The sequence below is a fragment of the Kocuria sp. UCD-OTCP genome (assembly GCF_000349605.1).
GTDB lineage: Bacteria > Actinomycetota > Actinomycetes > Actinomycetales > Micrococcaceae > Kocuria > Kocuria rosea.
Genome location: NZ_AOSQ01000030.1, coordinates 1 through 22368, shown reverse-complemented (window position 1 = coordinate 22368; position 22368 = coordinate 1). Strand labels below are relative to the sequence as shown.

At 73.8% G+C, this 22368-nt stretch carries 19 protein-coding genes and 1 riboswitch; of the genes, 13 read left to right on the top strand and 6 right to left on the bottom strand.

What is annotated here, in order from left to right; all coding sequences use genetic code 11:
• Positions 1-3 precede the first annotated feature (3 nt).
• From gatA to H488_RS29680, 3 genes are all read left to right on the top strand, one after another.
• Positions 4-1650 carry an Asp-tRNA(Asn)/Glu-tRNA(Gln) amidotransferase subunit GatA gene (gene gatA, locus H488_RS29690; protein ID WP_017833830.1) on the top strand — a complete coding sequence of 549 codons (1647 nt, stop codon included), beginning with the start codon at positions 4-6 and terminating at the stop codon, positions 1648-1650.
• Entirely contained in the window at positions 1650-3164 is a 1515-nt protein-coding gene (gene gatB / locus H488_RS29685) for an Asp-tRNA(Asn)/Glu-tRNA(Gln) amidotransferase subunit GatB (RefSeq protein WP_017833829.1), read from the top strand. The genes gatA and gatB overlap by 1 nt, the downstream gene beginning before the upstream one ends.
• Before the next feature lie 153 nt (positions 3165-3317).
• A complete protein-coding gene (locus H488_RS29680; protein WP_031283182.1) occupies positions 3318-4430 on the top strand; it encodes an NAD(P)/FAD-dependent oxidoreductase in 1113 nt (370 codons plus the stop codon).
• 290 nt (positions 4431-4720) lie between these two features.
• Here the strand turns inward: H488_RS29680 and H488_RS29675 are convergent, their stop codons facing one another.
• Positions 4721-6892: a S9 family peptidase gene (locus H488_RS29675; RefSeq protein WP_017833827.1), complete on the bottom strand. Its 2172-nt coding sequence runs from the start codon at positions 6890-6892 to the stop codon at positions 4721-4723.
• Between the two features lie 113 nt (positions 6893-7005).
• Between H488_RS29675 and H488_RS29670 the strand changes: the two genes are divergently transcribed.
• Positions 7006-7785 (top strand): CPBP family intramembrane glutamic endopeptidase, encoded by a 780-nt coding sequence (locus H488_RS29670; RefSeq protein WP_017833826.1) that lies wholly within the window; start codon positions 7006-7008, stop codon positions 7783-7785.
• 23 nt (positions 7786-7808) lie between these two features.
• On the opposite strand, the gene H488_RS29665 is transcribed toward H488_RS29670, so the two are convergent.
• On the bottom strand, positions 7809-8447 hold the full coding sequence (locus H488_RS29665) for a VOC family protein (protein WP_031283179.1): 639 nt from the start codon (positions 8445-8447) through the stop codon (positions 7809-7811).
• Positions 8448-8589: 142 nt separating this feature from the next.
• Positions 8590-8705: riboswitch (SAM riboswitch) on the top strand.
• A 76-nt stretch (positions 8706-8781) separates the two neighbouring features.
• Between H488_RS29665 and H488_RS29660 the strand changes: the two genes are divergently transcribed.
• Together H488_RS29660 and metX are read left to right on the top strand one after the other, a co-directional pair.
• Positions 8782-10188: a bifunctional o-acetylhomoserine/o-acetylserine sulfhydrylase gene (locus H488_RS29660; RefSeq protein WP_017833824.1), complete on the top strand. Its 1407-nt coding sequence runs from the start codon at positions 8782-8784 to the stop codon at positions 10186-10188.
• Positions 10185-11369, top strand: coding sequence for a homoserine O-acetyltransferase MetX (gene metX, locus H488_RS29655; protein WP_017833823.1), 1185 nt, complete (start codon positions 10185-10187; stop codon positions 11367-11369). The genes H488_RS29660 and metX overlap by 4 nt, the downstream gene beginning before the upstream one ends.
• 34 nt (positions 11370-11403) lie before the next feature.
• Here metX and H488_RS29650 read toward each other — a convergent pair whose 3' ends face one another.
• On the bottom strand, positions 11404-12285 hold the full coding sequence (locus tag H488_RS29650; protein WP_017833822.1) for an SGNH/GDSL hydrolase family protein: 882 nt from the start codon (positions 12283-12285) through the stop codon (positions 11404-11406).
• Between the two features lie 81 nt (positions 12286-12366).
• Between H488_RS29650 and H488_RS29645 the strand changes: the two genes are divergently transcribed.
• A complete protein-coding gene (locus tag H488_RS29645) occupies positions 12367-13053 on the top strand; it encodes an alpha/beta hydrolase (RefSeq protein ID WP_017833821.1) in 687 nt (228 codons plus the stop codon).
• Here the strand turns inward: H488_RS29645 and H488_RS29640 are convergent.
• The gene (locus H488_RS29640; RefSeq protein WP_017833820.1) at positions 13037-13288 is read right to left on the bottom strand and encodes an RNA-binding S4 domain-containing protein; all 252 of its coding nucleotides are present in this window, start codon (positions 13286-13288) and stop codon (positions 13037-13039) included. The two genes, H488_RS29645 and H488_RS29640, sit on opposite strands and share 17 nt — an antisense overlap.
• Positions 13289-13476: 188 nt before the next feature.
• Here H488_RS29640 and H488_RS29635 point away from each other — a divergent pair, with 188 nt between their 5' ends.
• Entirely contained in the window at positions 13477-14859 is a 1383-nt protein-coding gene (locus H488_RS29635; RefSeq protein ID WP_017833819.1) for a glycine--tRNA ligase, read from the top strand.
• A complete protein-coding gene (locus tag H488_RS29630) occupies positions 14859-15839 on the top strand; it encodes a GNAT family N-acetyltransferase (RefSeq protein ID WP_017833818.1) in 981 nt (326 codons plus the stop codon). Before H488_RS29635 ends, H488_RS29630 begins: the two co-directional genes overlap by 1 nt.
• A gap of 42 nt (positions 15840-15881) precedes the next feature.
• Here H488_RS29630 and H488_RS29625 read toward each other — a convergent pair whose 3' ends face one another.
• Positions 15882-17168 (bottom strand): FAD-dependent monooxygenase, encoded by a 1287-nt coding sequence (locus H488_RS29625; RefSeq protein WP_017833817.1) that lies wholly within the window; start codon positions 17166-17168, stop codon positions 15882-15884.
• A gap of 34 nt (positions 17169-17202) precedes the next feature.
• Positions 17203-18510 carry an MFS transporter gene (locus H488_RS29620; RefSeq protein WP_051063787.1) on the bottom strand — a complete coding sequence of 436 codons (1308 nt, stop codon included), beginning with the start codon at positions 18508-18510 and terminating at the stop codon, positions 17203-17205.
• A gap of 158 nt (positions 18511-18668) precedes the next feature.
• On the opposite strand from H488_RS29620, the gene H488_RS29615 reads away from it, so the two are divergent.
• From H488_RS29615 to H488_RS29600, 4 genes are all read left to right on the top strand, one after another.
• Positions 18669-19472 (top strand): IclR family transcriptional regulator, encoded by an 804-nt coding sequence (locus H488_RS29615; RefSeq protein WP_031283171.1) that lies wholly within the window; start codon positions 18669-18671, stop codon positions 19470-19472.
• Positions 19473-19615: 143 nt separating this feature from the next.
• Positions 19616-20716 carry a cupin domain-containing protein gene (locus H488_RS29610; protein WP_017833814.1) on the top strand — a complete coding sequence of 367 codons (1101 nt, stop codon included), beginning with the start codon at positions 19616-19618 and terminating at the stop codon, positions 20714-20716.
• A 116-nt stretch (positions 20717-20832) separates the two neighbouring features.
• A complete protein-coding gene (locus H488_RS29605; protein ID WP_017833813.1) occupies positions 20833-21660 on the top strand; it encodes a fumarylacetoacetate hydrolase family protein in 828 nt (275 codons plus the stop codon).
• Positions 21661-21684: 24 nt separating this feature from the next.
• Entirely contained in the window at positions 21685-22359 is a 675-nt protein-coding gene (locus tag H488_RS29600) for a maleylpyruvate isomerase family mycothiol-dependent enzyme (protein ID WP_017833812.1), read from the top strand.
• Positions 22360-22368 lie beyond the last annotated feature (9 nt).

Here is a 22368-nt window from a genome sequence, read left to right as displayed (position 1 = left end):
CGCATGAGCAGCACCGGAACGCCCCAGGGACCCGTCGGTCTCTCCGCCGCCGAGCTCGCCCGCCGGCTCGCCGCCGGCGAGATCACCTCCGTCGACGCCGTCCAGGCCCACCTGGACCGCATCCGGGAGACCGACGGCGAGCCCGTCGACCCCGCCGACCGCAGCCGCGGCCGGACCGGGCTCAACGCCTTCCTGCACGTCAACACCGAGGAAGCCCTGTCCGTGGCCGCCGAGGTGGACGCCGCCCGCGCCCGCGGTGAGGAGCTGCCCGAGCTCGCCGGCGTGCCGATCGCGGTCAAGGACCTCATCGTCACCAAGGGGCAGCCCACCACCGCGGCGTCCCGCATGCTCGAGGGCTGGATGAGCCCCTACGACGCCACCGTGACCCGGCGGCTGCGCGCCGCCCGGATGCCGCTGCTGGGCAAGACGAACCTCGACGAGTTCGCGATGGGCTCCTCCAACGAGCACTCCGCCTTCGGCGACACCGCCAACCCGTGGGACCTGTCCCGCATCCCCGGCGGGTCCGGCGGCGGGTCCGCCGCCGCCGTGACCGCGTTCCAGGCGCCGCTGGCCCTGGGCACGGACACCGGCGGGTCCATCCGCCAGCCCGCGGCCCTGACCGGTTCGGTGGGCGTCAAGCCGACCTACGGCGGGGTCTCGCGCTACGGCGTGATCGCCATGGCCTCCTCGCTGGACCAGGTGGGCCCCGTGGCGCGCACGGTGCTCGACGCCGCGCTGCTGCACGAGGTGATCGGCGGGCACGACCCGCAGGACTCCACGTCCCTGCCCGACCCGGTCGGCGACCTCGCCGCCCAGGCCCGGGCCGGCGCCGCCGAGGGCGGGCTGGCGGGCCTGCGCGTGGGCGTGGTCAAGGAGCTCACGGGCGAGGGCTTCCAGCCCGGCGTCCAGCAGCGCTTCGAGGAGGCCGTGGAGCTGCTGCGCTCCGCGGGCGCCGAGGTCGTGGAGGTCTCCACCCCGAACTTCAAGTACGCCCTGGGGGCCTACTACCTCATCATGTCCTCCGAGGTCTCCTCGAACCTCGCCAAGTACGACGGCGTGCGCTTCGGCCACCGCGTGCTGCCCGAGGACGGGCCCCTGACCATCGAGCGCGTGATGGGCTCCACCCGCGCCGCCGGCTTCGGGGCCGAGGTCAAGCGCCGCATCATCCTGGGCACCTACGCGCTGTCCGCGGGCTACTACGACGCCTACTACGGCTCGGCGCAGAAGGTCCGCACCCTCGTGCAGCGCGACTTCGCGGCCGCGTTCGAGCAGGTGGACGTGCTGGTCTCCCCGACGTCCCCGACCACCGCGTTCGAGCGGGGCGCCGTGGACGAGTCCGCCGACCCCATGCAGATGTACCTCAACGACATCGCCACCATCCCCACCAACCTGGCCGGGGTCCCCGCGATCTCCGTCCCCGGCGGCCTCGCCCCCGAGGACGGGCTGCCCGTGGGCATCCAGTTCATGGCCCCCGCACGCCAGGACGCCCGGCTCTACCGCGCCGGCGCCGGCCTGGAGGCCCTGCTCGAGCAGCGCTGGGGCGGACCGCTCTGGCAGCGGCTGCCGGACACCGCCGCCCTGGTCCGGGACCTGGCCGACGGCCCCGCCGCGTCCGATCTGTCCGCACCCGTCCGGGGAGGAGCCCGCTGATGAACCGGAGCACCGAAGAGGTCCTGTCCTTCGACGAGGCCATGGAGAAGTACGACCCCGTGCTGGGCTTCGAGGTCCACGTGGAGCTCAACACCCGGACCAAGATGTTCGACGCCGCCCCCAACGTCTTCGGGGACGAGCCGAACACCAACGTCACCCCCGTCTCGCTCGGCCTGCCCGGGGTGCTCCCCGTGGTGAACCGGGTGGCCGTGGAGTCCGCGATCAAGCTCGGGCTCGCCCTGGGCTGCGAGATCCGCCCGGTCTCCCACTTCGCCCGGAAGAACTACTTCTACCCGGACACCCCCAAGAACTTCCAGACCTCCCAGTACGACGAGCCGATCGCCGAGAACGGCTCCGTCGACGTGGAGCTGGAGGACGGGACCGTGTTCACGGTCGAGATCGAGCGCGCCCACATGGAGGAGGACGCCGGGAAGCTCACGCACATGGGCGGCGCCGCCGGGCGCATCCAGGGCGCCGACTTCTCCCTGGTCGACTACAACCGCGCCGGCGTCCCGCTCATCGAGATCGTGACGAAGCCCATCGTGGGCGCCGGCACCCGCGCGCCCGAGCTGGCCCGCGTGTACGTGGCCCTGATCCGGGAGATCGTGAAGAACCTCGGGATCTCGGACGCGAAGATGGAGCGCGGCAACGTCCGCTGCGACGCCAACGTGTCCCTCATGCCCAAGGGCAGCGCCACGTTCGGCACCCGCTCCGAGACGAAGAACGTGAACTCGCTGCGCGCCGTGGAGCGTGCCGTGCGCTTCGAGATCCAGCGCCACGCGGCGGTCCTCGACTCCGGCGGCACGATCGTGCAGGAGACCCGGCACTGGCACGAGGACACCCGCTCCACCACGAGCGGGCGTCCCAAGTCGGACGCCGACGACTACCGCTACTTCCCGGAGCCCGACCTCGTGCCGGTCGTCACCGACCACGAGTGGATCGAGCGGCTGCGGGCCGAGCTGCCCGAGCCCCCGGCCGAGCGCCGGAAGCGGCTCAAGACCGACTGGGGCTTCTCCGACGAGGAGTTCCGGGACGTCGTCAACGCGGGGGTCCTCGACGAGATCGAGCAGACCGTGTCCGCCGGCGCCGCCCCGGCCGCGGCCCGCAAGTGGTGGATGGGCGAGATCGCCCGCCTGGCCAACCAGCGGGAGGTGGAGATCGCCGAGCTCGGCGTCACCCCGCAGCACGTCGTCGAGCTCAACGGGCTCATCGACGCCGGGAAGATCAACGACAAGCTCGCCAAGAAGGTCCTCGCCCACGTCCTGGAGGGCGAGGGCTCGCCCGCGGAGGTCGTGGAGCGGCGCGGCCTGGCCGTGGTCTCCGACGACTCCGTGCTGACCGCGGCGATCGACGACGCCATGGCGCAGATGCCCGACGTCGTGGCGAAGGTGCAGGCCGGCAAGGTCCAGGCCGTCGGCGCCCTCATCGGCCCCGTCATGAAGGCCACCCGCGGCCAGGCCGACGCGGGCCGGGTGCGGGAGCTGATCCTGGAGAAGCTCGGCGTGCAGGGCTGACCGCCGCCCGCGCCCGCGCAGGACTGCGTGCGCGGAACACCGAGGGGTCGCCTCCTGTGGGAATCCGCAAAGGATTCCGGCAGGACGCGACCCCTCGCCGCGCGGCGGGGTCCGGACGCGACCCGTCGCTGCGCGGCGTGCGAGCATGGGCGCATGGACCCTGCGTGCGACGTGCTCATCATCGGCGGCGGCATCGCCGGACTGTCCCTGGCCTCGGAACTGGCCGAGCGGCGGGGGAGCGGCGCCGGGATCGTGCTCGCGGAGACCGAGCCCGTCCTGGCCCACCACACCTCCGGGCGCTCGGCCGAGCAGCTGATCCCCAGCTACGGCCCGGCCCCCGTCCGGGAGCTGACCGGGGCGACCGTGGCCCGGCTGCTCGACCCGCACCCGGCCCCGCCGCGGCCCCTGGCCTGGCCCAGCCGCATGGTCCTCGTCGGGACCGAGGCCCGGCTGCACGCCGAGGCCGCCCCGGGGACGCAACCGCTGTCCCGCGCGGAGCTCGTGGAGCTGTGCCCCGAGCTGGCCTGCTCCCCGGCGGACGCGGTCGAGGCCGGGCGCCTCGACAGCACCTCCGTGCGCACCGACGCCGCCGCGCTCGTGGCCTGGCACCGCGACCGGGCCGCGGCGGCGGGCGCCCGGCTGCTCACCGGCGCCCCGGTGACCGCGGCGGACCCCGACGGCGCCGGCTGGCGGGTCACGGCCGGCGGGGACCGGATCCGGGCCCGGCAGGTCGTCGTCGCCGCGGGCGCCTGGGCGGACGAGGTGGCGGGCCTGTTCGGCGCGGCCCCGCTGGGCCTGCGCCCGCTGCGGCGCACCGCGGCCCTCGTGCGGCTCGCGAAGCCGCTGGCCCCGGACCACCCCATGGTCGTCGCCGCGGACTCCGGCTGGTACTACCGGCGGGCCGGGGACGGCGCGCTCGTCTCCCCGTCCGAGGCCGTGCCGAGCGAGCCCTGCGACGCGCAGCCGGTGCTCGAGGACGTCGAGGACCTCCTGGGGCGGCTCAACACTGTGACCTCCCTCGGCGCCACGGGGATCGAGCGGGCCTGGACCGGTCTGCGCACCGAGGCCCCGGACGGCGTGCCCGTGTGCGGCGCCGACGCTGACGTCCCGGGGCTCCTGTGGCTGGCCGGCCAGGGCGGCTACGGGTTCCAGACGAGCACGGCCATGGCCCGCGCCGCCGCGGACCTGCTGCTCGACGGGGCCGTGGGTCCGTGGTGCTCCCGGGAGACGGCCGCCGCCCTGGACCCGGGCCGCTTCCGGCGCTGAGCCCCCGGGGGCCGGCGCGGCGGGCGCCGTGCCGTCGACCGCCGTGCCGTCGACCGCCGTGCCGTCGACCGCCGTGCCGTCGACCGCCGTGCCGCGCGGCGGCGGATCCCCGGCGGGGGCAGGCCGTGCTCGGGACCCGCCGGCCCGGCTCAGGCGCCGGCGAGGNGCCGTGCCGTCGACCGCCGTGCCGTCGACCGCCGTGCCGTCGACCGCCGTGCCGTCGACCGCCGTGCCGCGCGGCGGCGGATCCCCGGCGGGGGCAGGCCGTGCTCGGGACCCGCCGGCCCGGCTCAGGCGCCGGCGAGGCCCATCCGGTCCAGCACCCAGGCGTACTCCCAGGCCGTGTCCTTCCACTGCGAGTACCGCCCCGAGGCGCCGCCGTGGCCCCCGGCCATCTCGCAGCGCAGCAGCACCGGCTCGCCGGAGGTCGAGGCCTCCCGCAGCGCGGCGACCCACTTGGCGGGCTCCACGTAGAGCACCCGGGTGTCGTTGAGGCTCGTGACCGCGAGGACCGGGGGGTAGGGCAGCGGTCGGACGTTCTCGTAGGGGGAGTAGTCGCGCATGTACCCGTAGACGTGCGCGTCCTCGATGGGGTTGCCCCACTCCTCCCACTCGAGGGCCGTGAGCGGCAGGGACGGGTCGAGGATGGAGGTCAGCGGGTCCACGAACGGCACCGCCGCCAGCGCGCCGCAGTACCGCTCCGGGGCGAGGTTGAGCACCGCGCCCACCAGCAGGCCGCCGGCGGAGCCCCCCATCACCAGGATCCGCCGCTCGTCGACGTCCGGCCGGGCGGCGAGGTGCTCGGTGACCGCCACGTAGTCGGTGAACGTGTTCGTCTTGTGCAGCTTCTTGCCGTGCTCGTACCAGGTCCGCCCCAGCTCCCCGCCGCCGCGCACGTGGGCCACGGCCCAGACCACGCCGCGGTCCAGCAGGGACAGCCGGGAGACCGAGAACGCGGGGTCGGTGCTGTGCTCGTAGGAGCCGTAGGCGTACTGCAGCACCGGTGCCGGCACGGAGGGGTCGAGGTCGGCGCGGCGGACCAGGGAGACGGGGATGCGGGTCCCGTCCGCCGCGGTGGCCCAGTCCCGCTCCACCGCGTAGTCGGCGGGGTCGTAGCCGCCGAGCACCGTGGCCTCGCGCCGCAGCAGCGGCTCGGCGGGCAGTGCGCCGTCGTCCCCGGTGGCGCCCGCCACGAAGAGGTCGTAGACGCGCGGGGGCGTCGTGAAGGACGTGTAGGACAGGCGCACCACGGGGGCGTCGTGCTCCGCGGCGGAGACGCTCGCGGTGTAGAGCTCCTCGGCGAAGGCCGGTTCCACGGGGGCGGCCTGGGCGTCCGTGCCCAGCCCGGCGAGCGGGAGCAGCCGGACCCGCAGCGTGGTGTCCGCCCGGACGGAGACCACCAGGTGCGTGGCCGTCACGGCGCAGCCGTTGACGCGGACGGTGTCCGAGGCCGGCACGACGTCGCGCAGGGCCACCTCCGCGACCGGACGGCCGAGGTCGGCCGGGTCCATGAGGGAGATCCGGGAGTTCGGGGCCTCGTGGTCGTGGGTCAGCAGGATCTGCTCCCGCCCGTCCAGCAGCAGGGGCTCCGCCTCGTAGAGCACCCGGTCGGTGCGGGGCAGCACCACCCGCAGCGGCGCCGCCGGGTCCGCGACCGGCTGGATGAGCTGCTCCGAGAACTCGGAGCACATGGCCTCCACCACGATCCAGCGCCGGTCCGCGGACAGGCCCGCCCCGAGCCACAGGCCGGGGTCGGCCTCCTCGTGGACGACGACGTCCTCGGCCACCGGGGTGCCCAGCTCGTGCCGGCGCAGCTGGTGGGGGCGCCAGGACTCGTCCACCACCGTGTAGTACACGGCGCGCGCGTCCGGGGTGAGGAAGGACCCGTAGAACGTCCCGGGGATCTCGTCGGCGAGCAGCGCCCCCGTGGTGAGGTCCCGGACCCGCAGGGTGAAGCGCTCGTCGCCGGTGACGTCCTCGGCCCAGGCCAGCAGCTCCCCGTCCTCGGAGACGTCGAAGCTGCCCAGGGAGTAGAACTCGTGCTTCGCGGCCTCCGCGTTGGCGTCGAGGAGCACCTGCTCCCCGGCCATGGGGGTGCCGGGCTCGACGACAGGCGGGGTCCAGTCCGCCAGCACGTCGCCGGTGGTCACGGCCGGGACCCGGCAGAACACCTGGTGCGCGCCGCCCTCCACGGTGCGGGCGAAGTACCACCAGGCGCCGCGCCGGCTGGGCACGGACAGGTCGGTCTCCTGGGTGCGGTCCTTGATCTCCCCGAAGATCGTCTCCCGCAGGCCCGTGAGGTGGACGGTGGCGGACTCCGCGTACTCGTTCTCCGCGGTGAGGTGGGCCAGCACCTCGGGGGAGTCCTTGTCCCGCATCCACTCGTACGGGTCGGAGAACACGTGGCCGTGGAAGGCGCGCTCGACGGGCTGCTGGCGGATCTGCGGGGGAAGGACAGTCATGGTCCCCATCCTAGGGAAGACGTCCCGGGTGGGGAGGGGCGGTCCGGGCGGGCCCGGGGGCGCCCGGCGCGGGCTGCACGGGGCGGCCGGCGGGCCGGTGCCAGAATGGCCGCATGAGCACCCCTGCCCACCTCGCCCCGCGACCGCCCGCCTTCGGCTCCACCCGCGCCGACCTGTGGGTGCAGGTGCTCCTGGTGCTCGGGGTGTCCCTGGGCGCCTCGGCCCTCTGGGCGGTGCTGTCCCTCGCCGAGCACCTGGCGCGCGGACCGCTCTCCGAGGCGCAGGCCACGATGAACCCGCCGCTGAGCCCGCAGCCCCTCATCGACCTGCTGCGCCAGCTCACCGGGATCGCCCTGGACCTGGTGCCGGTGCTGCTCGCGCTCTACCTGCTCGCCGGCTCCGCCGGGGCGCTGGGCACGGTCCGCCGGCGGATCGGCCTCGACGCCCGGATGCCCCTCCCGGACCTGGGCCTCGGCACCGTGCTCTTCCTGCTCATGGGCCTGGGCACGCTGGCGCTCTACGGCGCCGGCCGGGCCCTGGGCGTCACCGCGGAGGTGACCACGTCCGGGCTCGCCGCGCACTGGTGGACGGTGCCCGTGCTGCTGCTCTCGGCCGTGCGCCACGCCCTGGTCGAGGAGGTCGTGGTGGTCGCGTTCCTGACCGACCGGCTGACCCGCATCGGGTGGAGCTGGCCCGTGGTGCTGGTGGTCACGGCCCTGTTCCGCGGCAGCTACCACCTCTACCAGGGGATCGGGCCCTTCCTCGGCAACGTGGTGATGGGCCTCGTCTTCGCGGAGCTCTACCGGCGCACCGGCCGGGTGATGCCCCTCGTCGTCGCGCACTTCCTGCTGGACGCCGTCGGCTTCCTCGGGGCAGCCCGGCTGCTGGGCTGAGCCCCGCCCCGCGGTGCCCGGTCTCAGATGGTGACGGCGCCGTCCGGGGTGCTGAACGAGACGGAGAGCACCCCGGGGGTGCCGTCCGGATAGCGCCAGTCGACCTCGAGGTCCTCGAGCGCGGTCTCGACGGGGGCGCCCAGCCACTCGGCGACCCGTTCCGGGGCACCGGCGATGGTCATCCCCGCGAGCCCGACGTCCGTGATCCGCGCCTGGGACGGGTGCATCTCCGGGGCGGAGTCGAAGTGGATCATGAACGGCAGCTGCGGATCGGCGATCAGGCCCTTGACGCCGATCTGGTGCCACTCGAGGCACCGGCCGTCCGGGAAGACCCGGTGGCCGGGCACGGAGCGGCGCCCCAGGCGCTGCTCGAAGGGGGCGAGGTCCTCGACCTCCACGACCCAGCCCAGCCAGCCGCCGCCGGCGGCGGACCGGGCCCGCACGGCCTGTCCGAAGGGCGCCTTCTCCGCCGCCGGGTGCTGGAGGACCTCGACGACCTCCACGTACTGGTGGTTCGTGAGCGGCAGGATCATGTTGCGGGTGCCGAAACGGGGGTGCACCCCGCCCTTGACCGGTTCGATCCCGAGCTGGTCGGCGATGCGCTCGGTGGTGGCCTCCAGGCCCTCCGGGCGGCAGGCGTAGGACACGTGGTCGACTCTCATGGGCACATCGTGGCACCCTGTGAGTTTCGTCTCCAAATCGGCCCGCGACGCGCCGGGCACCGTGCGGGCGACGCCCCGGCCGGGGCGTCACGCCCGGCCCCGGCTTGACGCCGTGCGGGCCTGATCCGGAGAATGCTGTCCAGGTCATGAGCGCCAGCGTCCAAGCCCCAGCTAGCTGGCCGGCAACCCTCCACCGCGGTGGGGTGCCCTGGGTGAAGACCAGGCTCCTCGCGTCCGGCGAGCGAGCAAGCGCGGGTCCCCGGCGCCCGGCCGTTCCCGGCCGCACCGCCTCGGCCGGGACGGGACCCCTGAGATCCACAAGGAGTCCCACGGCATGTCCGATCTCCCCGCCTCCAGCACCGACGCCTCCGCCGCCCGCACCGACGCGGCCGAGCGCCCCACCCCGGAGAACCCCGGGGGCTGGGCCTTCGAGACCCGGCAGATCCACGCGGGGCAGAGCCCCGACCCGGTCACCGGCTCCCGCGCCCTGCCGATCCACCAGACCACGTCCTTCGTCTTCCCCGACGCCCAGGCCGCCGCCGACCGCTTCGCGCTCGCCGAGCTCGGCCCGATCTACACGCGGATCGGCAACCCGACCACGGAGGTCGTGGAGAACCGGATCGCCGCCCTGGAGGGCGGCGTGGGCGCCCTCATGCTCAGCGCGGGGCAGTCGGCGACGACGTTCGCCGTGCTCAACGTCGCCGGCGCGGGAGACCACCTCGTGGCCAGCCCCAGCCTGTACGGCGGGACCTACAACCTCTTCAAGTTCACGCTGCCCAAGCTCGGCATCGAGACCACCTTCGTCTCCGACCCCGACGACCCCGAGGCGTGGCGGCGGGCGGTCCGGCCGAACACGAAGGCCTTCTTCGCCGAGACGATCCCGAACCCGCGCAACGACGTCCTCGACATCGAGACGGTCTCCGGGATCGCCCACGACCACGAGGTCCCGCTCATCGTGGACAACACCGTGGCGACCCCCTACCTCGTCCAGCCCCTGCGCTGGGGCGCGGACGTCGTGGTGCACTCGGCCACCAAGTTCCTCGGCGGGCACGGCACGGCCATCGGCGGCGTGATCGTGGACTCCGGGGCCTTCGACTACGGCCGCTACCCGGACCGCTTCCCCGGTTTCAACCAGCCGGACGAGTCCTACGGCGGTCTCGTCTACGCCGAGGCCCTGGGCGCGGAGGGGCCCTTCGGCGTCAACCTGTCCTACATCCTCAAGGCCAGGGTGCAGCTGCTGCGCGACCTCGGCTCGGCGATCTCCCCGTTCAACGCGTTCCTCATCGAGCAGGGCATCGAGACGCTGTCCCTGCGGATGGAGCGGCACGTGGCCAACGCCGGGACGGTGGCCCGCTGGCTCGAGGCCCGCGAGGACGTGCGCTCGGTGACCTGGGCCGGGCTGGAGTCCTCCCCGTGGCATGGGCGGGCGCAGAAGTACGCGCCCCGGGGCGCCGGGTCGATCCTGGGCTTCGTCCTCGACGGCGGCCGGGAGGCCGGGGCCGCCTTCGTGGACGCCCTGACCCTGCACTCGAACGTCGCCAACATCGGCGACGTCCGCTCCCTGGTGATCCACCCCGCGTCCACCACGCACAGCCAGCTCCTGCCCGAGGAGCAGCTGGCCGCCGGCGTGGAGCCCGGCTTCGTGCGCTTGTCCGTGGGTCTGGAGCACATCGACGACATCCTGGCGGACCTGGAGCAGGGCTTCGCAGCGGCCGCGGCCGCGCAGGGAGGACAGGAGTGACCGTGACGGTCGTGAGGGGCTCCGGCGCCGGGACCGCCGTCCGCGAGGACGGCGTGCCGCGGGTCGCCGGGATCGGCGAGCTGGAGCTCGAGTCGGGCTTCCGGCTGCCCGACGTCCGGATCGCCTACGAGACGTGGGGGACGCTCGCCCCGGACGCCTCCAACGCGGTGCTCGTCGAGCACGCCCTCACCGGGGACACCCACGTGGCGGCCGGCCGGGCCCGCCCCGGCGCCCCCGAGGCCGAGCGGCGCGCCGCCGAGAGCGGCGGCTGGTGGGAGGGCCTGATCGGCCCCGGCGCCGCCATCGACACGGACCGGTGGTTCGTGGTCTGCACCAACATCGTGGGCGGCTGCTACGGGTCCACGGGCCCGGCGACCCCCGCGCCGCCGAGCGTGGACCCCGAGGGCCGCCCCTGGGGCTCCCGCTTCCCGCTCATCACCGTCCGGGACTCCGTGCACGCCGAGGCGGCGCTGGCCGACGCCCTCGGCATCGACGCCTGGCGCCTGGTCATCGGCGGCTCCATGGGCGGGGCCCGCGCCCTGGAGTGGGCCGTGACCCACCCGGACCGGGTCCGGGCGTGCGCGGTGGTCGCCGCGTGCGCCCAGTCCAGCGCCGAGCAGCTCGCGTGGGGCCAGGCGCAGAACCTCGCGATCCGCCAGGATCCGCACTTCCGCGGCGGGGACTACTACGACGGCCCGCCGCCCGTCACGGGCCTGGGCCTGGCCCGGCGGATCGCCCACATCACCTACCGCTCGGCCGACGAGCTGCACCACCGGTTCGGGCGCTCGCCGCAGGCCGAGGAGCAGGTCATCGACACGCACGCCGGCGGGCGGGGGCGCTACCAGGTGGAGAGCTACCTCGACCACCAGGCGTCCAAGCTGGCGGGCCGCTTCGACGCCAACAGCTACCTCGCCGTCAACGAGACGCTCATGTCCCACGACGTCGCCCGGGGCCGCGGCACGCTCGAAGAGGCGCTGTCCGTGACCTCGTGCGAGTGGCTCGTGGCGGCGGTGGACTCCGACCGGCTCTACCTGCCCCGCGAGTCCGACGTCCTGGCCGCCGCGCTGCCCGGGGACGTCCGGCGGCACACCCTGACCTCGCCCTCGGGCCACGACGGCTTCCTCATCGAGGCTCCCCAGCTCGGCAAGCTGCTCGTGGAGACCGTGCTGCCCGAGCGCTGAGCCGGGACGGGGGTCCTCAGCCGTTCCCGCTCGCTCAGCCGTCCGCGGCACCCCGGTCGTCGCCGGGGCCCGCCCCGGGTCCCTCGCCGGGCGCGACGCCGCCCCCGGGCACGGTGGGGGTGCCGAAGTGCGGCCGCTTCGGCCGGACCTGCGCCCCGGAGCTGGTGCGCCGGATCCGGCGGGCCACCCACGGGCGCAGATAGCGGTGGGCCCAGACGAGGTCCTCGCCGCGGGCCTGCCGCCAGGACGAGGGCGGGCGGTCGGGCACCACCTCGGGCACGAGGCCGTGCGCGAGGCCCAGGGTGTCCAGGGCCTCGACCGCGATCCGGTGGTGGCCCAGGGGCGAGAAGTGCAGCCGGTCGGGGTCCCACATCGCCGGGTCCGCGAGCTCCCGCAGCCCCCACAGGTCCACCAGCACGGCGTCGTGCCGGGACGCGACCACGCGCACGTTCTCGTTGTAGACCGCGATCCGGCCCCGGATCCCGCGCAGCACGGGCGTGGCGCCGATGTCCGGGCCGCCGACCAGCACGACCGTCGCCCCGTTCGCCGCGAGCCGGCCCACGACGTCGTCCATCTCCTCGGCGATCGCGTCCGGGTCCCCGCCGGGGCGCAGCATGTCGTTGCCGCCCGCGCAGACCGTCACGAGGTCCGGGGTCAGCTCCAGGGCCGGTGCCACCTGCTCGTCGACGATCTGGCGGAAGAGCCGGCCGCGGATCGCGAGATTGGCGTAGGACAGGCCGGGGGCGAGGCGGTTCAGCTCCTCGGCGACCCGGTCCGCCCAGCCGCGGTGCCCGCCGGGGGAGCCGGGGTCCGGGTCCCCGATGCCCTCCGTGAACGAGTCGCCGATCGCCACCATGCGGCGCCACGGGTGGACGGGAGGCGCGGTGTCCGGGGGGCCCGGCGTCGTCTCGGTCATGCCTCCCGGTCTACCACCGGGCCCGGCGGGCGTCCACGCGCCCGCGCCGCGGGCCCCGGGACCGGGTGGCACACTGGTGCCATGACCGACGCCACCGTCCCGACCGGGACCGCCACCCCCTTCGCCGTGTGGAGCAGGGACGCCGACGCCCGCCCCGGCACCCCGCTGCTCGTGCTCCTGCACGGCTACGGCTCGCACGAGCAGGACCTCATGGGTCTCGTCCCGGCCCTGCCGGACGAGTTCAGCGTGGCGTCCGTGCGCGCCCCCCAGCCCGCCGGGTCCGGCTACCAGTGGTTCCCGCTCGCCGCGGACCTCAGCTTCTCCCTCGACCGGGTGGCCGAGGCCGTGGAGCCCGTCGCGGCGTGGCTGCGGGAGCTGGCCGCGGACCACCCCAGCACCACGCTGCTGGGGTTCTCGCAGGGCATGGCCATGGCCACGTCCCTCGCCCGCCACATGCCGGGCGAGATCGCCGCCGTGGTGGGGCTCTCCGGCTTCGTGGTCCCCGGCGAGCACCCCCTGTTCGCCGACGAGCAGCTGCGGGAGCGGCCGCTGCGGATGTTCTGGGGCCGTGATCCGCAGGACCCGGTCATCCCGCAGGAGCTCGTCGACTCCACCGCCGAGTGGGCGCTGGAGCACGCCGACGTCATGAAGGTGCACTACACCGGGGTCGGCCACGGGATCAGCCCGCAGGAGGTGGGGCACGTGCGCGAGTACCTCACCCACGTGGTGCTGGGGGACCCGGACCGCCCGGTCAGCCGCCCGCGGTGATCCGCACCGAGGCGCCCCCCGCGGAGACGACGTCCCCCGGGTGCAGCTGCCGGCCGCGCCGCGTCTCGACCTCGCCGTTGACCGAGACCTGACCGTCCTCCACCAGGCCCCGGGCGTGCGCCCCGTCCTCGGCGAGGTTCGCCAGCTTGAGGGCCTGGCCCAGCCGTATCATGTCGTCGCGGATGGGCAGTTCGTCGGGGCCGCCGGGCCGCTGGGGAGTCGTCATGCCCCCCATTGTCCCAGGTCCCGTCCGGTCGGCGGGCACGGCGGGAATTGGCTACCCTGGGACGAGGACGTCGCCCGCGGCGTCCTCGTTCGTGACGGCCGACGACGGCCGGTCCCCGCCCGGCGCACCGCCGGGCCACACCACCCACCACGCGCGTCCGCAGCCGGCGGTCGGGCGAGACCCTGGAGGAATCCCACATGGCCCCCAAGTCCACGCTGGACAACGTCATCTCGCTGGCCAAGCGCCGCGGTTTCGTGTTCCAGGCGGGTGAGATCTACGGCGGTTCCCGCTCCGCCTGGGACTACGGGCCCCTCGGCGCGGAGCTCAAGGAGAACATCAAGCACGAGTGGTGGCAGACCTTCGTGCGCGGGCGCGAGGACATGGTGGGCCTCGACTCCTCGATCATCCTCCCGAAGGCCGTGTGGGAGGCCTCGGGGCACGTGGCGACCTTCACGGACCCGCTCGTGGAGTGCACCTCCTGCCACAAGCGCGCCCGCCAGGACCACCTGGTCGAGGCCTTCGAGGAGAAGAAGGGCCGCGCCCCCGAGAACGGCATGGCCGAGATCCCCTGCCCCAACTGCGGGACCAAGGGCCAGTGGACCGATCCGCAGCAGTTCTCCGGGCTGCTCAAGACGTTCCTCGGCCCGGTCGACAACCAGGAGGGCCTGCACTACCTGCGGCCCGAGACCGCCCAGGGCATCTTCGTGAACTTCAACAACGTGGTCACCGCCGCCCGGAAGAAGCCGCCGTTCGGCATCGGGCAGATCGGCAAGGCGTTCCGCAACGAGATCACCCCCGGCAACTTCATCTTCCGCACGCGCGAGTTCGAGCAGATGGAGATCGAGTACTTCACCCACCCGTCCGAGGCCGGGCACTTCTTCGACGAGTGGGTCGAGGCGTGCTGGAACTGGTTCACGGACCTGGGCATCGACCCGGACCACATGCGCCGCTACGACGTCCCCGAGGACGACCGGGCGCACTACTCCGCCGGCACCATCGACATCGAGTACCGGTTCGGCTTCCAGGGCAACCCGTGGGGCGAGCTCATGGGCGTGGCCAACCGGACCGACTACGACCTCGGCGTGCACAACGAGCACTCCAACACGGACCTCAGCTACTTCGACCAGCAGACCAACGAGCGCTACGTCCCGTACGTGATCGAGCCGTCCTTCGGCCTGACCCGGTCGATGATGGCCTTCCTCGTGGACGCGTACACCGAGGACGAGGCCCCCAACTCGAAGGGCGGGGTGGACAAGCGCACGGTCCTCAAGCTGGACCCGCGCCTGGCCCCGGTCAAGGCCGCGGTGCTGCCGCTGTCCCGCAACGAGGACCTCTCGCCGAAGGCCAAGGACCTGGCCGCCGAGCTGCGCCGGAACTGGAACATCGACTTCGACGACTCGGGGGCGATCGGGCGCCGCTACCGCCGCCAGGACGAGATCGGCACCCCGTTCTGCATCACGGTGGACTTCGACACCCTCGAGGACCAGGCCGTGACCATCCGCGAGCGGGACGCGATGACCCAGGAGCGCGTGGCCCTCGACCAGGTGAAGTCCTACCTCGCCGGGAAGCTCGTCCGCTGATGAGCGGCGCGCTGACCGGCTCCGGGCTGCGGCCCTGGCGGGACGGGGACGACCTGCGGCTGCTCGAGGTGTGGCCCGACCCGGAGACGCCCCAGGCCGCCGCCTTCCGGGCGACCCTGCGCCCCGACGACGACGCCCCGTGGTCCCGCACGGTCGTGGCGGAGGACTCCGGCGTGCCGGTCGCCGCCGGCACGGTCTACGAGTCGGCGCTGCACCCCTCGAGGCTGTGGGCCTACGTGGAGGTCGCCCCCGACCGCCGCGGCGAAGGCCTCGGGCGCGCCCTGCTGGAGCGGCTGCGCACCGAGGCGGCGGGCTCGCCCTCGGGCGTGCAGGCCCTGCGCACGAAGGCGGCGCCCGGCTCGGCCGGCGAGCGCTTCGCCCGGGCCGCCGGCCTGGACCCCGTCCAGGACTCGCGCGTGGTCCGGGTGGCGGCCGGTGCCCTGCCCCTCCAGCCGCTGCGGGAGCACCCCGACGGGACACCGGCGCAGGCCGTCGAGGACCTGGCCACCGGCTCGGTCGAGCTGACCCGGGCGCTGTGGGCGTTCTACCGGGCCGTGCACGCCTGGGACGAGCCGGCGGACCTGTCCGTGGGACGGGTCAACCAGCTGTTCCTCTCCGACGCCGCGCACGCCTTCGGGGCGCTCGTGCTGCGCAACGGCGTGGGCCCGGGGGAGCGGGGCAGGATCTCCGCGTTCGCCGTGAGCTACCGGCCCGTCGAGCTCGACGCCGCCCCCGGCGCCCCCGCCCCTGAGGACGCGCCGGACGAGCCCGCCCACGTCGTGCTCGGCTGGACGCCGGGGGACGCCGCGGCAGGTCCCGCGCTCGAGCAGCTGCTCGCGCTGCTGGCCCACCACCACCCCGTGCAGTTCCAGGTGGACGGGTCGATGGAGCCGCTGACCGCCGTCGTCGACAACCTCCTGGCGGCCGGCGCCGCCACGGTCGTGGAGACCTCCGTCGTCCTCGCAGAGCCCGGGGACTGAGCGCGCGTGCCGGTGCCGGGTCCGGCCGGTGCGGGGACGTGCTCAGCCGGCCGTGCTCGCGTCGACGCGCCGGACCTCGGCCCGGTCGCCGGCCTCGGTGCTGACCTCGTCGCCGGTGTAGTCCTGCTCCCCGTAGAGCCAGTCGGTGTAGTCCCAGATGCCGTGCCGGTCCGCGGACTTCCACAGCATGTTGCGCACGGTCCGCTCGACCGGGCCGGTGAGGTGCCAGGACTCGCCCCACACCCGCGCCGTCGTCTGGATCCGCGCGGTGCGCGGCTGGCGGACGGCGTTGTACTCCCGGAACACGGCGTTCCACCGGGAGGCGTCGTGGTGCTCCGGGTCCGCGAACACGGACCGCGCGGCGATGGCCTCGAGGGCGGCGGCGTCCTCGAGGGCCTGGCAGGCGCCCTGGGCGAGGTACTGCAGCATCGGGTGCGCGGCGTCGCCGGCCAGGGCGATGTTGCCGTCCACCCAGTTCTCGATCGGCACGCGGTCGAACATGGGCCAGCGCTGAACGTGGCTGAGGTTGTCGAGTGCCGCCCGGACCTCCGGAACGCAGTCCCGGTAGGCCTCGCGCAGCTCGGCGTCGCCCTCGTAGACGAGCTGACCGGCGGCGAAGGACGGCGAGCGGTAGACGGCCACGGTGTTGAACAGCTCCCCCTGGCGCAGCGGGTACTGCACGAGGTGGCACTCGGGGCCCATCCACACGACCACGGCCTCCATGTCACCGGCGTGGGTGATCTGCGAGATCGGCAGGGCGCCGCGGTAGGCCACGTACTCGGAGCCGACGGGCTGGTCGTCGGAGAGCTGCGCGCGGACCACGGACCTGATCCCGTCCGCGGCGACGATCGCGTCGGCCTCGAAGACCCGGCCGTCGTCGGCGGTCGCCCGGGCCACGGCGCGCCCGTCGACCTCCACGTTCTCGGTCTTCGCGACCCGGACGTTGTTGTGCAGGATCACGCCGAGCTCGGCGCACTCCTCCATGAGCAGGCGGTGCAGGTCCGAGCGGTGGGCCACGATGTAGGGGGCGCCGTAGCGCTCGTAGTACTCGCCGGTGACGTCCTCCCGGAGCAGCTCCTCGCCCGTGAGGGCGTCGCGGAAGACGATGTACCGGGGGGCCACGCCGGTCTCGACGGCCCGGTCCAGCACCCCCCACTCGCGCAGCAGGCGGGTGGCGTTGGGGGACATCTGCAGGCCGGCGCCGACCTCCCCGAACTCGGGGGCCTGCTCCACGAGCTCGACCTCCGCGCCGAGCCGGCGCAGGGCGAGGGCGTTGCCGAAGCCGCCGATGCCGCCTCCGATGACGAGGACCTTGGTGTGCTGTGCCATGGTGGTGATTCCTTTCGAGCTGTGCGGGACGAGGTCAGGCAACCGGCTGGGTCCGTACGACCCGGGGCGCCTGGCGGGCCCTGGTGATGACGGGCAGGAGGGCGAACTGCAGGACCGTGGCGACGGCCGCCGCACCCGCGAAGAGCAGGAACACGGGGTGGACGCCGTCGGCGGGGTCGGCGTAGGCGCCGAGCACGAGCCCCGCCGTCTGCGGGGCGAGGACGGCGCCGATGCGCCCCACGCCCAGGGCCCAGCCGAGCGCGGTGCCGCGGAGGCTGTCCGGGTAGTACAGGGTGATGGCGCCGATGATCAAGGACTGCGTGCCGTGCGTGCCGACACCGGCGAGCACGAGCATCAGGTAGATCAGCCAGACCGGCTCGTCGCCGACGACCATGATCACGAGCAGCCCGGCCGCGGCGGCGCCCGAGGCCACGGCGCCGGTGAGCACCGGGCCGAACCGGTCCCCGGCCCAGGCCGTGAGCACGGAGCCCAGCACCGCGCCGAGATTGAGGACGAGCGCGAACGTCAGGGCCCCGCCGATCTGCGCGCCCTGCAGCCGCATGAGGTTCGGCAGCTCGGTGCCCAGCCCGTACCAGGCGAAGAGGGTCGCGAGGGTGGCGGCGGCGAACAGGATGCTCATGGTCAGGTGGGGCGGGCGGAGCAGGGACCCGAAGCCGGGCCGGTGCACCTGCGCGGCGGCCGCGGCGGCCCGCTGCTCCCGGCCGGGGTCGGCGGGGATCACCTTCAGGGCCACGGGCACGAGCACGACGAGGGCCAGGACGGGGAAGACGAACATCCACCGCCAGCCCTCCCATCCGAGCCAGTCCGCCGGGATCACGGGGATGCCGGTCAGGGCGGCGAGCGAGCCGCCGATCGGCACGCCGGACATCATGAGCGTGGCCATGGCCGAGCGCCACCGGGGCGGGATGAAGTCCGCGGCGAGGGCGTTGGCCGAGGGCACGAGACCGCCCAGGCCGAGCCCCGCCACGAGCCGCAGCAGCGCGAAGACCCACTCGTCGGGGGCCACGGCGCACGCCACGGTCGCCAGGGAGAACACCACCGTGCACCAGACGACCGTCTTCTTCCGGCCCAGCCCGTCGGAGAGCCGCCCGGCGAAGACCGCCCCGATCATCATGCCGAGGAACGCCGAGGAGCCCACCGTGCCGGCGGTCGCCTGGGACATTCCCCACTCCTCCATGAGGGAGGGCTTGACCGTGCCGAAGACGATGAGGTCGTAGCCGTCGAAGACGATGAGCAGCCAGCAGACCAGCACGGCGATCCATCGGGCGCGCCGGCCCACCGGGGCGGGCGGGGCGGCGGCGGCAAGAGCCGTTGCGGACATCGGGACTCCGTTTCACAGGTGCGGGGCGCCACCGGCGTGCGGCGCGTCACACCAGGATGTGCCCGTGACCGGCACGCCCTGAAACTTATTCTGCTGGATGGAACAAACGGTGTGCCGTGGATCTCCCCCGGGGTGCGGCGGGCGCCTACACTGGGCCCGTGCAGAACCAGGACCTGGAGCGGAAGCCGGCCTACTCCCTGCAGTCCGTGGACAACGTCCTGCGCCTGCTCCAGATGCTGCGCGACTCCGGCGGGGTGCGGCTCAAGGACGTGGCGCAGGAGCTGGGGGTCGCCCCCTCCACCGCGCACCGCCTCCTGTCGATGCTCGTCTACCGCGGCTTCGCCGTCCAGGACGACTCCCGCCGCTACCTCGCGGGGCCGGGGCTCGGCGTCTCGGTCCCCGAGTCCGGCTCGCACAGCCGGCTGCGCGCTCTCGTGCAGCCCTACCTGGAGCTGCTCAGCGAGCGAACCCACGAGACCACGAACCTCATGGTCAGGGTCGGCACCACGGTCCGCTTCCTCAGCTCCGTGGAGGGGGCGGGGCTGCTCAAGGTCGGCGACCGGCGCGGCGCCGTCCTCCCGGCGGCCGCCACCTCCGCGGGCAAGCTCCTGCTGTCCTACCTCTCCGAGGAGGACCTCGCGCGGCTGTTCCGCACGGGCTCGGCCCGGACCGTGGGGGAGTACCTGGACGAGGCCGCCTTCGGCTCCTTCGTCCGGTCCCTCGCGATGATCCGCTCCGTGGGACTGGCCTTCAACCGCGAGGAGGCCGAGCGCGGCGTCTCCGCCGTGGCCTGCGCCGTGCGCGATCCCGAGGGGCGCCCCCTGGCCGCCCTGTCGGTGTCCGTGCCCGTGCAGCGGGCCGGCGTGATCGAGGACCGGGCGGTGATCCGGGCGCTGCGGGAGGTGTGCCGGGAGATCGAGGGCGAGATCGCCGCGGAGATCGAGTCCGGCCGGCCTCGGTGAACCGGCCGTGGAGCACCGCAGGAAGTTTCCATCCAGCAGAATTCATTGCGGGTCCCGCCGGTGCCTGCTCTAGCGTGGCCAGTAACTCACATCACAGCGCAGGGTGGTCCGCCCCGCGACCCGCGAGCACCGAGGAGCTCACCATGAGTCACGACAACCAGATGACGGTCCCGGCCCCCACGCCTCAGGAGCAGGCCCAGCTCGACGCCCTCTACCAGGACTTCGACGCGGGCCACATGGTCCCGCTGTGGACGGAGATCGGCAATCTCATGCCGGAGGCCCCGGCCTCGGCGGCCGTCCCGTTCGTGTGGGAGTGGAAGAACCTGCTGCCGCTGGCCGAGCGGGCCGGGGACCTGGTGCCCGTGGGCCGCGGCGGGGAGCGCAGGGCCATCGCGCTGGCCAACCCCGGTCTGGGCGGGCGCCCGTACGCCACCCCCACCCTGTGGTGCGCCATCCAGTACCTCGGCGGCCACGAGGTGGCGCCCGAGCACCGGCACTCCCAGAACGCCTTCCGCTTCGTGGTCGAGGGCGAGGGCGTGTGGACCGTGGTCAACGGCGACCCGGTGCGCATGTCCCGCGGGGACTTCCTGCTCACCCCGGGCTGGAACTTCCACGGCCACCACAACGAGCTCGACCAGCCCATGGCGTGGATCGACGGCCTCGACATCCCGTTCGTGCACTACACCGACACCGCGTTCTTCGAGTTCGGCATCGACCGGGTCACGGACGAGTCCACCCCGGAGTTCTCCCGCGGCGAGCGGCTGTGGTGCCACCCGGGCCTGCGGCCCCTGTCGGGTCTGGACAACACCGTGTCCTCCCCGATCGGGGCCTACCGGTGGGAGCACACCGACCGGGCGCTCACCGAGCAGCTGGCCATCGAGGACGAGGGCTACCCCGCCACCGTGGAGCAGGGCCACGCCGCCGTGCGCTTCGTGAACCCCACCACCGGCGGGGACGTCATGCCCACCATCCGGGCCGAGTTCCACCGCTTCCGTCCCGGCACCGAGACCCGCACGACGCGGGAGGTCGGCTCCAGCGTCTACCAGGTCTTCGAGGGCCGCGGCCGGTTCGTGCTCGACGGCGAGGTCCGGGTCGTGGAGAAGGGCGACCTGGTGGTCGTCCCGTCCTGGACGGCCTGGCAGATCCAGGCCGAGACCGGGTTCGACCTGTTCAAGTTCGGCGACCAGCCGATCGTCGAGAAGCTGAACTTCCACCGCACCTTCGTGGAGGGCGAGGAGAAGTAGCACCGTACCTCCGGCGCGCGGAGCGGACCGCCCCGCGCGCCGGACCACGTCCGTGGCGCCCCGCCGGGCGCCGCCGCACACCGACCCCCACATCCCGACCCAGGAGACACTGACCGATGAAGCTTGCAACCCTGCGCACCAACGGGACCACCACGGCCGCCCGCCTCGACGGCGAGGTGTTCACCGAGATCGAGGGCGTCCCCGACCTCGGTGCCCTGCTCGCGGAGGAGAACTGGCGCGGAATCGCCGCCGGCGCCTCCGGGCCGACGCACCCGGCCGCCGGCGCCGAGCTCGAGACGATCGTCGCCGACCCCGGCAAGGTCCTGTGCGTGGGGCTCAACTACAAGAGCCACATCCAGGAGATGGGCCGCGACCTGCCGTCCTACCCCACGATCTTCGCCAAGTTCACCGAGACCCTCACCGGCCCGAACGACGACATCGAGGCCGTCGCCGAGGACCCCCAGCTGGACTGGGAGGGCGAGCTCGTCGTCGTCGTCGGCAAGCGCGCGTACAAGGTGGACGAGGCCGACGCCGGTCAGTACATCGCCGGGTACGCCGCCGCCAACGACATCTCCATGCGCGAGTGGCAGTTCCGCACCAAGGAGTGGCTGCAGGGCAAGATCTGGGCGAAGTCCACCCCGGTGGGCCCCGTCATGGTCACCGCCGACGAGTTCGACCCGAAGCAGGCCGTCCTGCACACCCGGGTCAACGGCGAGACCATGCAGGAGCACTCGATCGGGGACCTGCTGTTCACCCCGGAGCACCTCGTGGCCTACTTCTCCACGATGCTGCCGCTGAACCCCGGGGACATCATCCTCACCGGCACCCCCGGCGGGGTGGGCCGGGCCCGCAACCCGCAGGTCTTCCTGAAGTCCGGCGACGTGGTGGAGGTCGAGATCGACGGTCTGGGCGTGCTCACCAACAAGATCGTCGACCCCGCCTGAGCGCGGGCACGAGAGGAGTCAGCCATGGTCGCCCGTCAGGACCTCACCACCGACGAGGACCTCAAGGCCCAGCTGCTGCTGGTGCGCCGCGGCACGGCGTTCTGGTCCCGCAAGGTCAACGAGCTCACGGACGACGAGCTCGACGGACCCTCGCTGCTGCCCGGCTGGTCCCGCCGGCACGTCCTCGCCCACGTCGGCTACAACGCCCGCGCCCTGACCCGGCTCGTGCAGTGGGCCAACACCGGGGTGGAGACCCCGATGTACTCCTCCCCTCAGGCCCGCAACCAGGAGATCGCCTACGGGGCGACCCTGCCGTCCCGGGCGCTGCGCCACCTGAACGACCACGCCTCGGTGTCCCTGAACGTCGAGTGGCGGGACACCCCGGAGGCGGCGTGGGGCCACGAGGTGCGGACCGCCCAGGGCAGGACCGTGCCGGCCACGGAGACCGTCTGGATGCGCAACCGCGAGGTCTGGATCCACGCGGTCGACCTCGACAACGGGGCCCGCTTCTCGGACGTCCCGGCCGAGGTCCTGACCCGGCTGCTGAAGGACGTGACCGGCAACTGGGCGGGACAGGACAAGGACCCCGGGCTGCGGATCCAGGTCTCCGACGCCCCGGAGCTCGGTGAGCTCGGGGCCGGCGCCGGCCAGGACGCGGGGATCCTGGTGCGCGGGGACCTGTTTTCGCACGAGTTTTGACAACCCCGT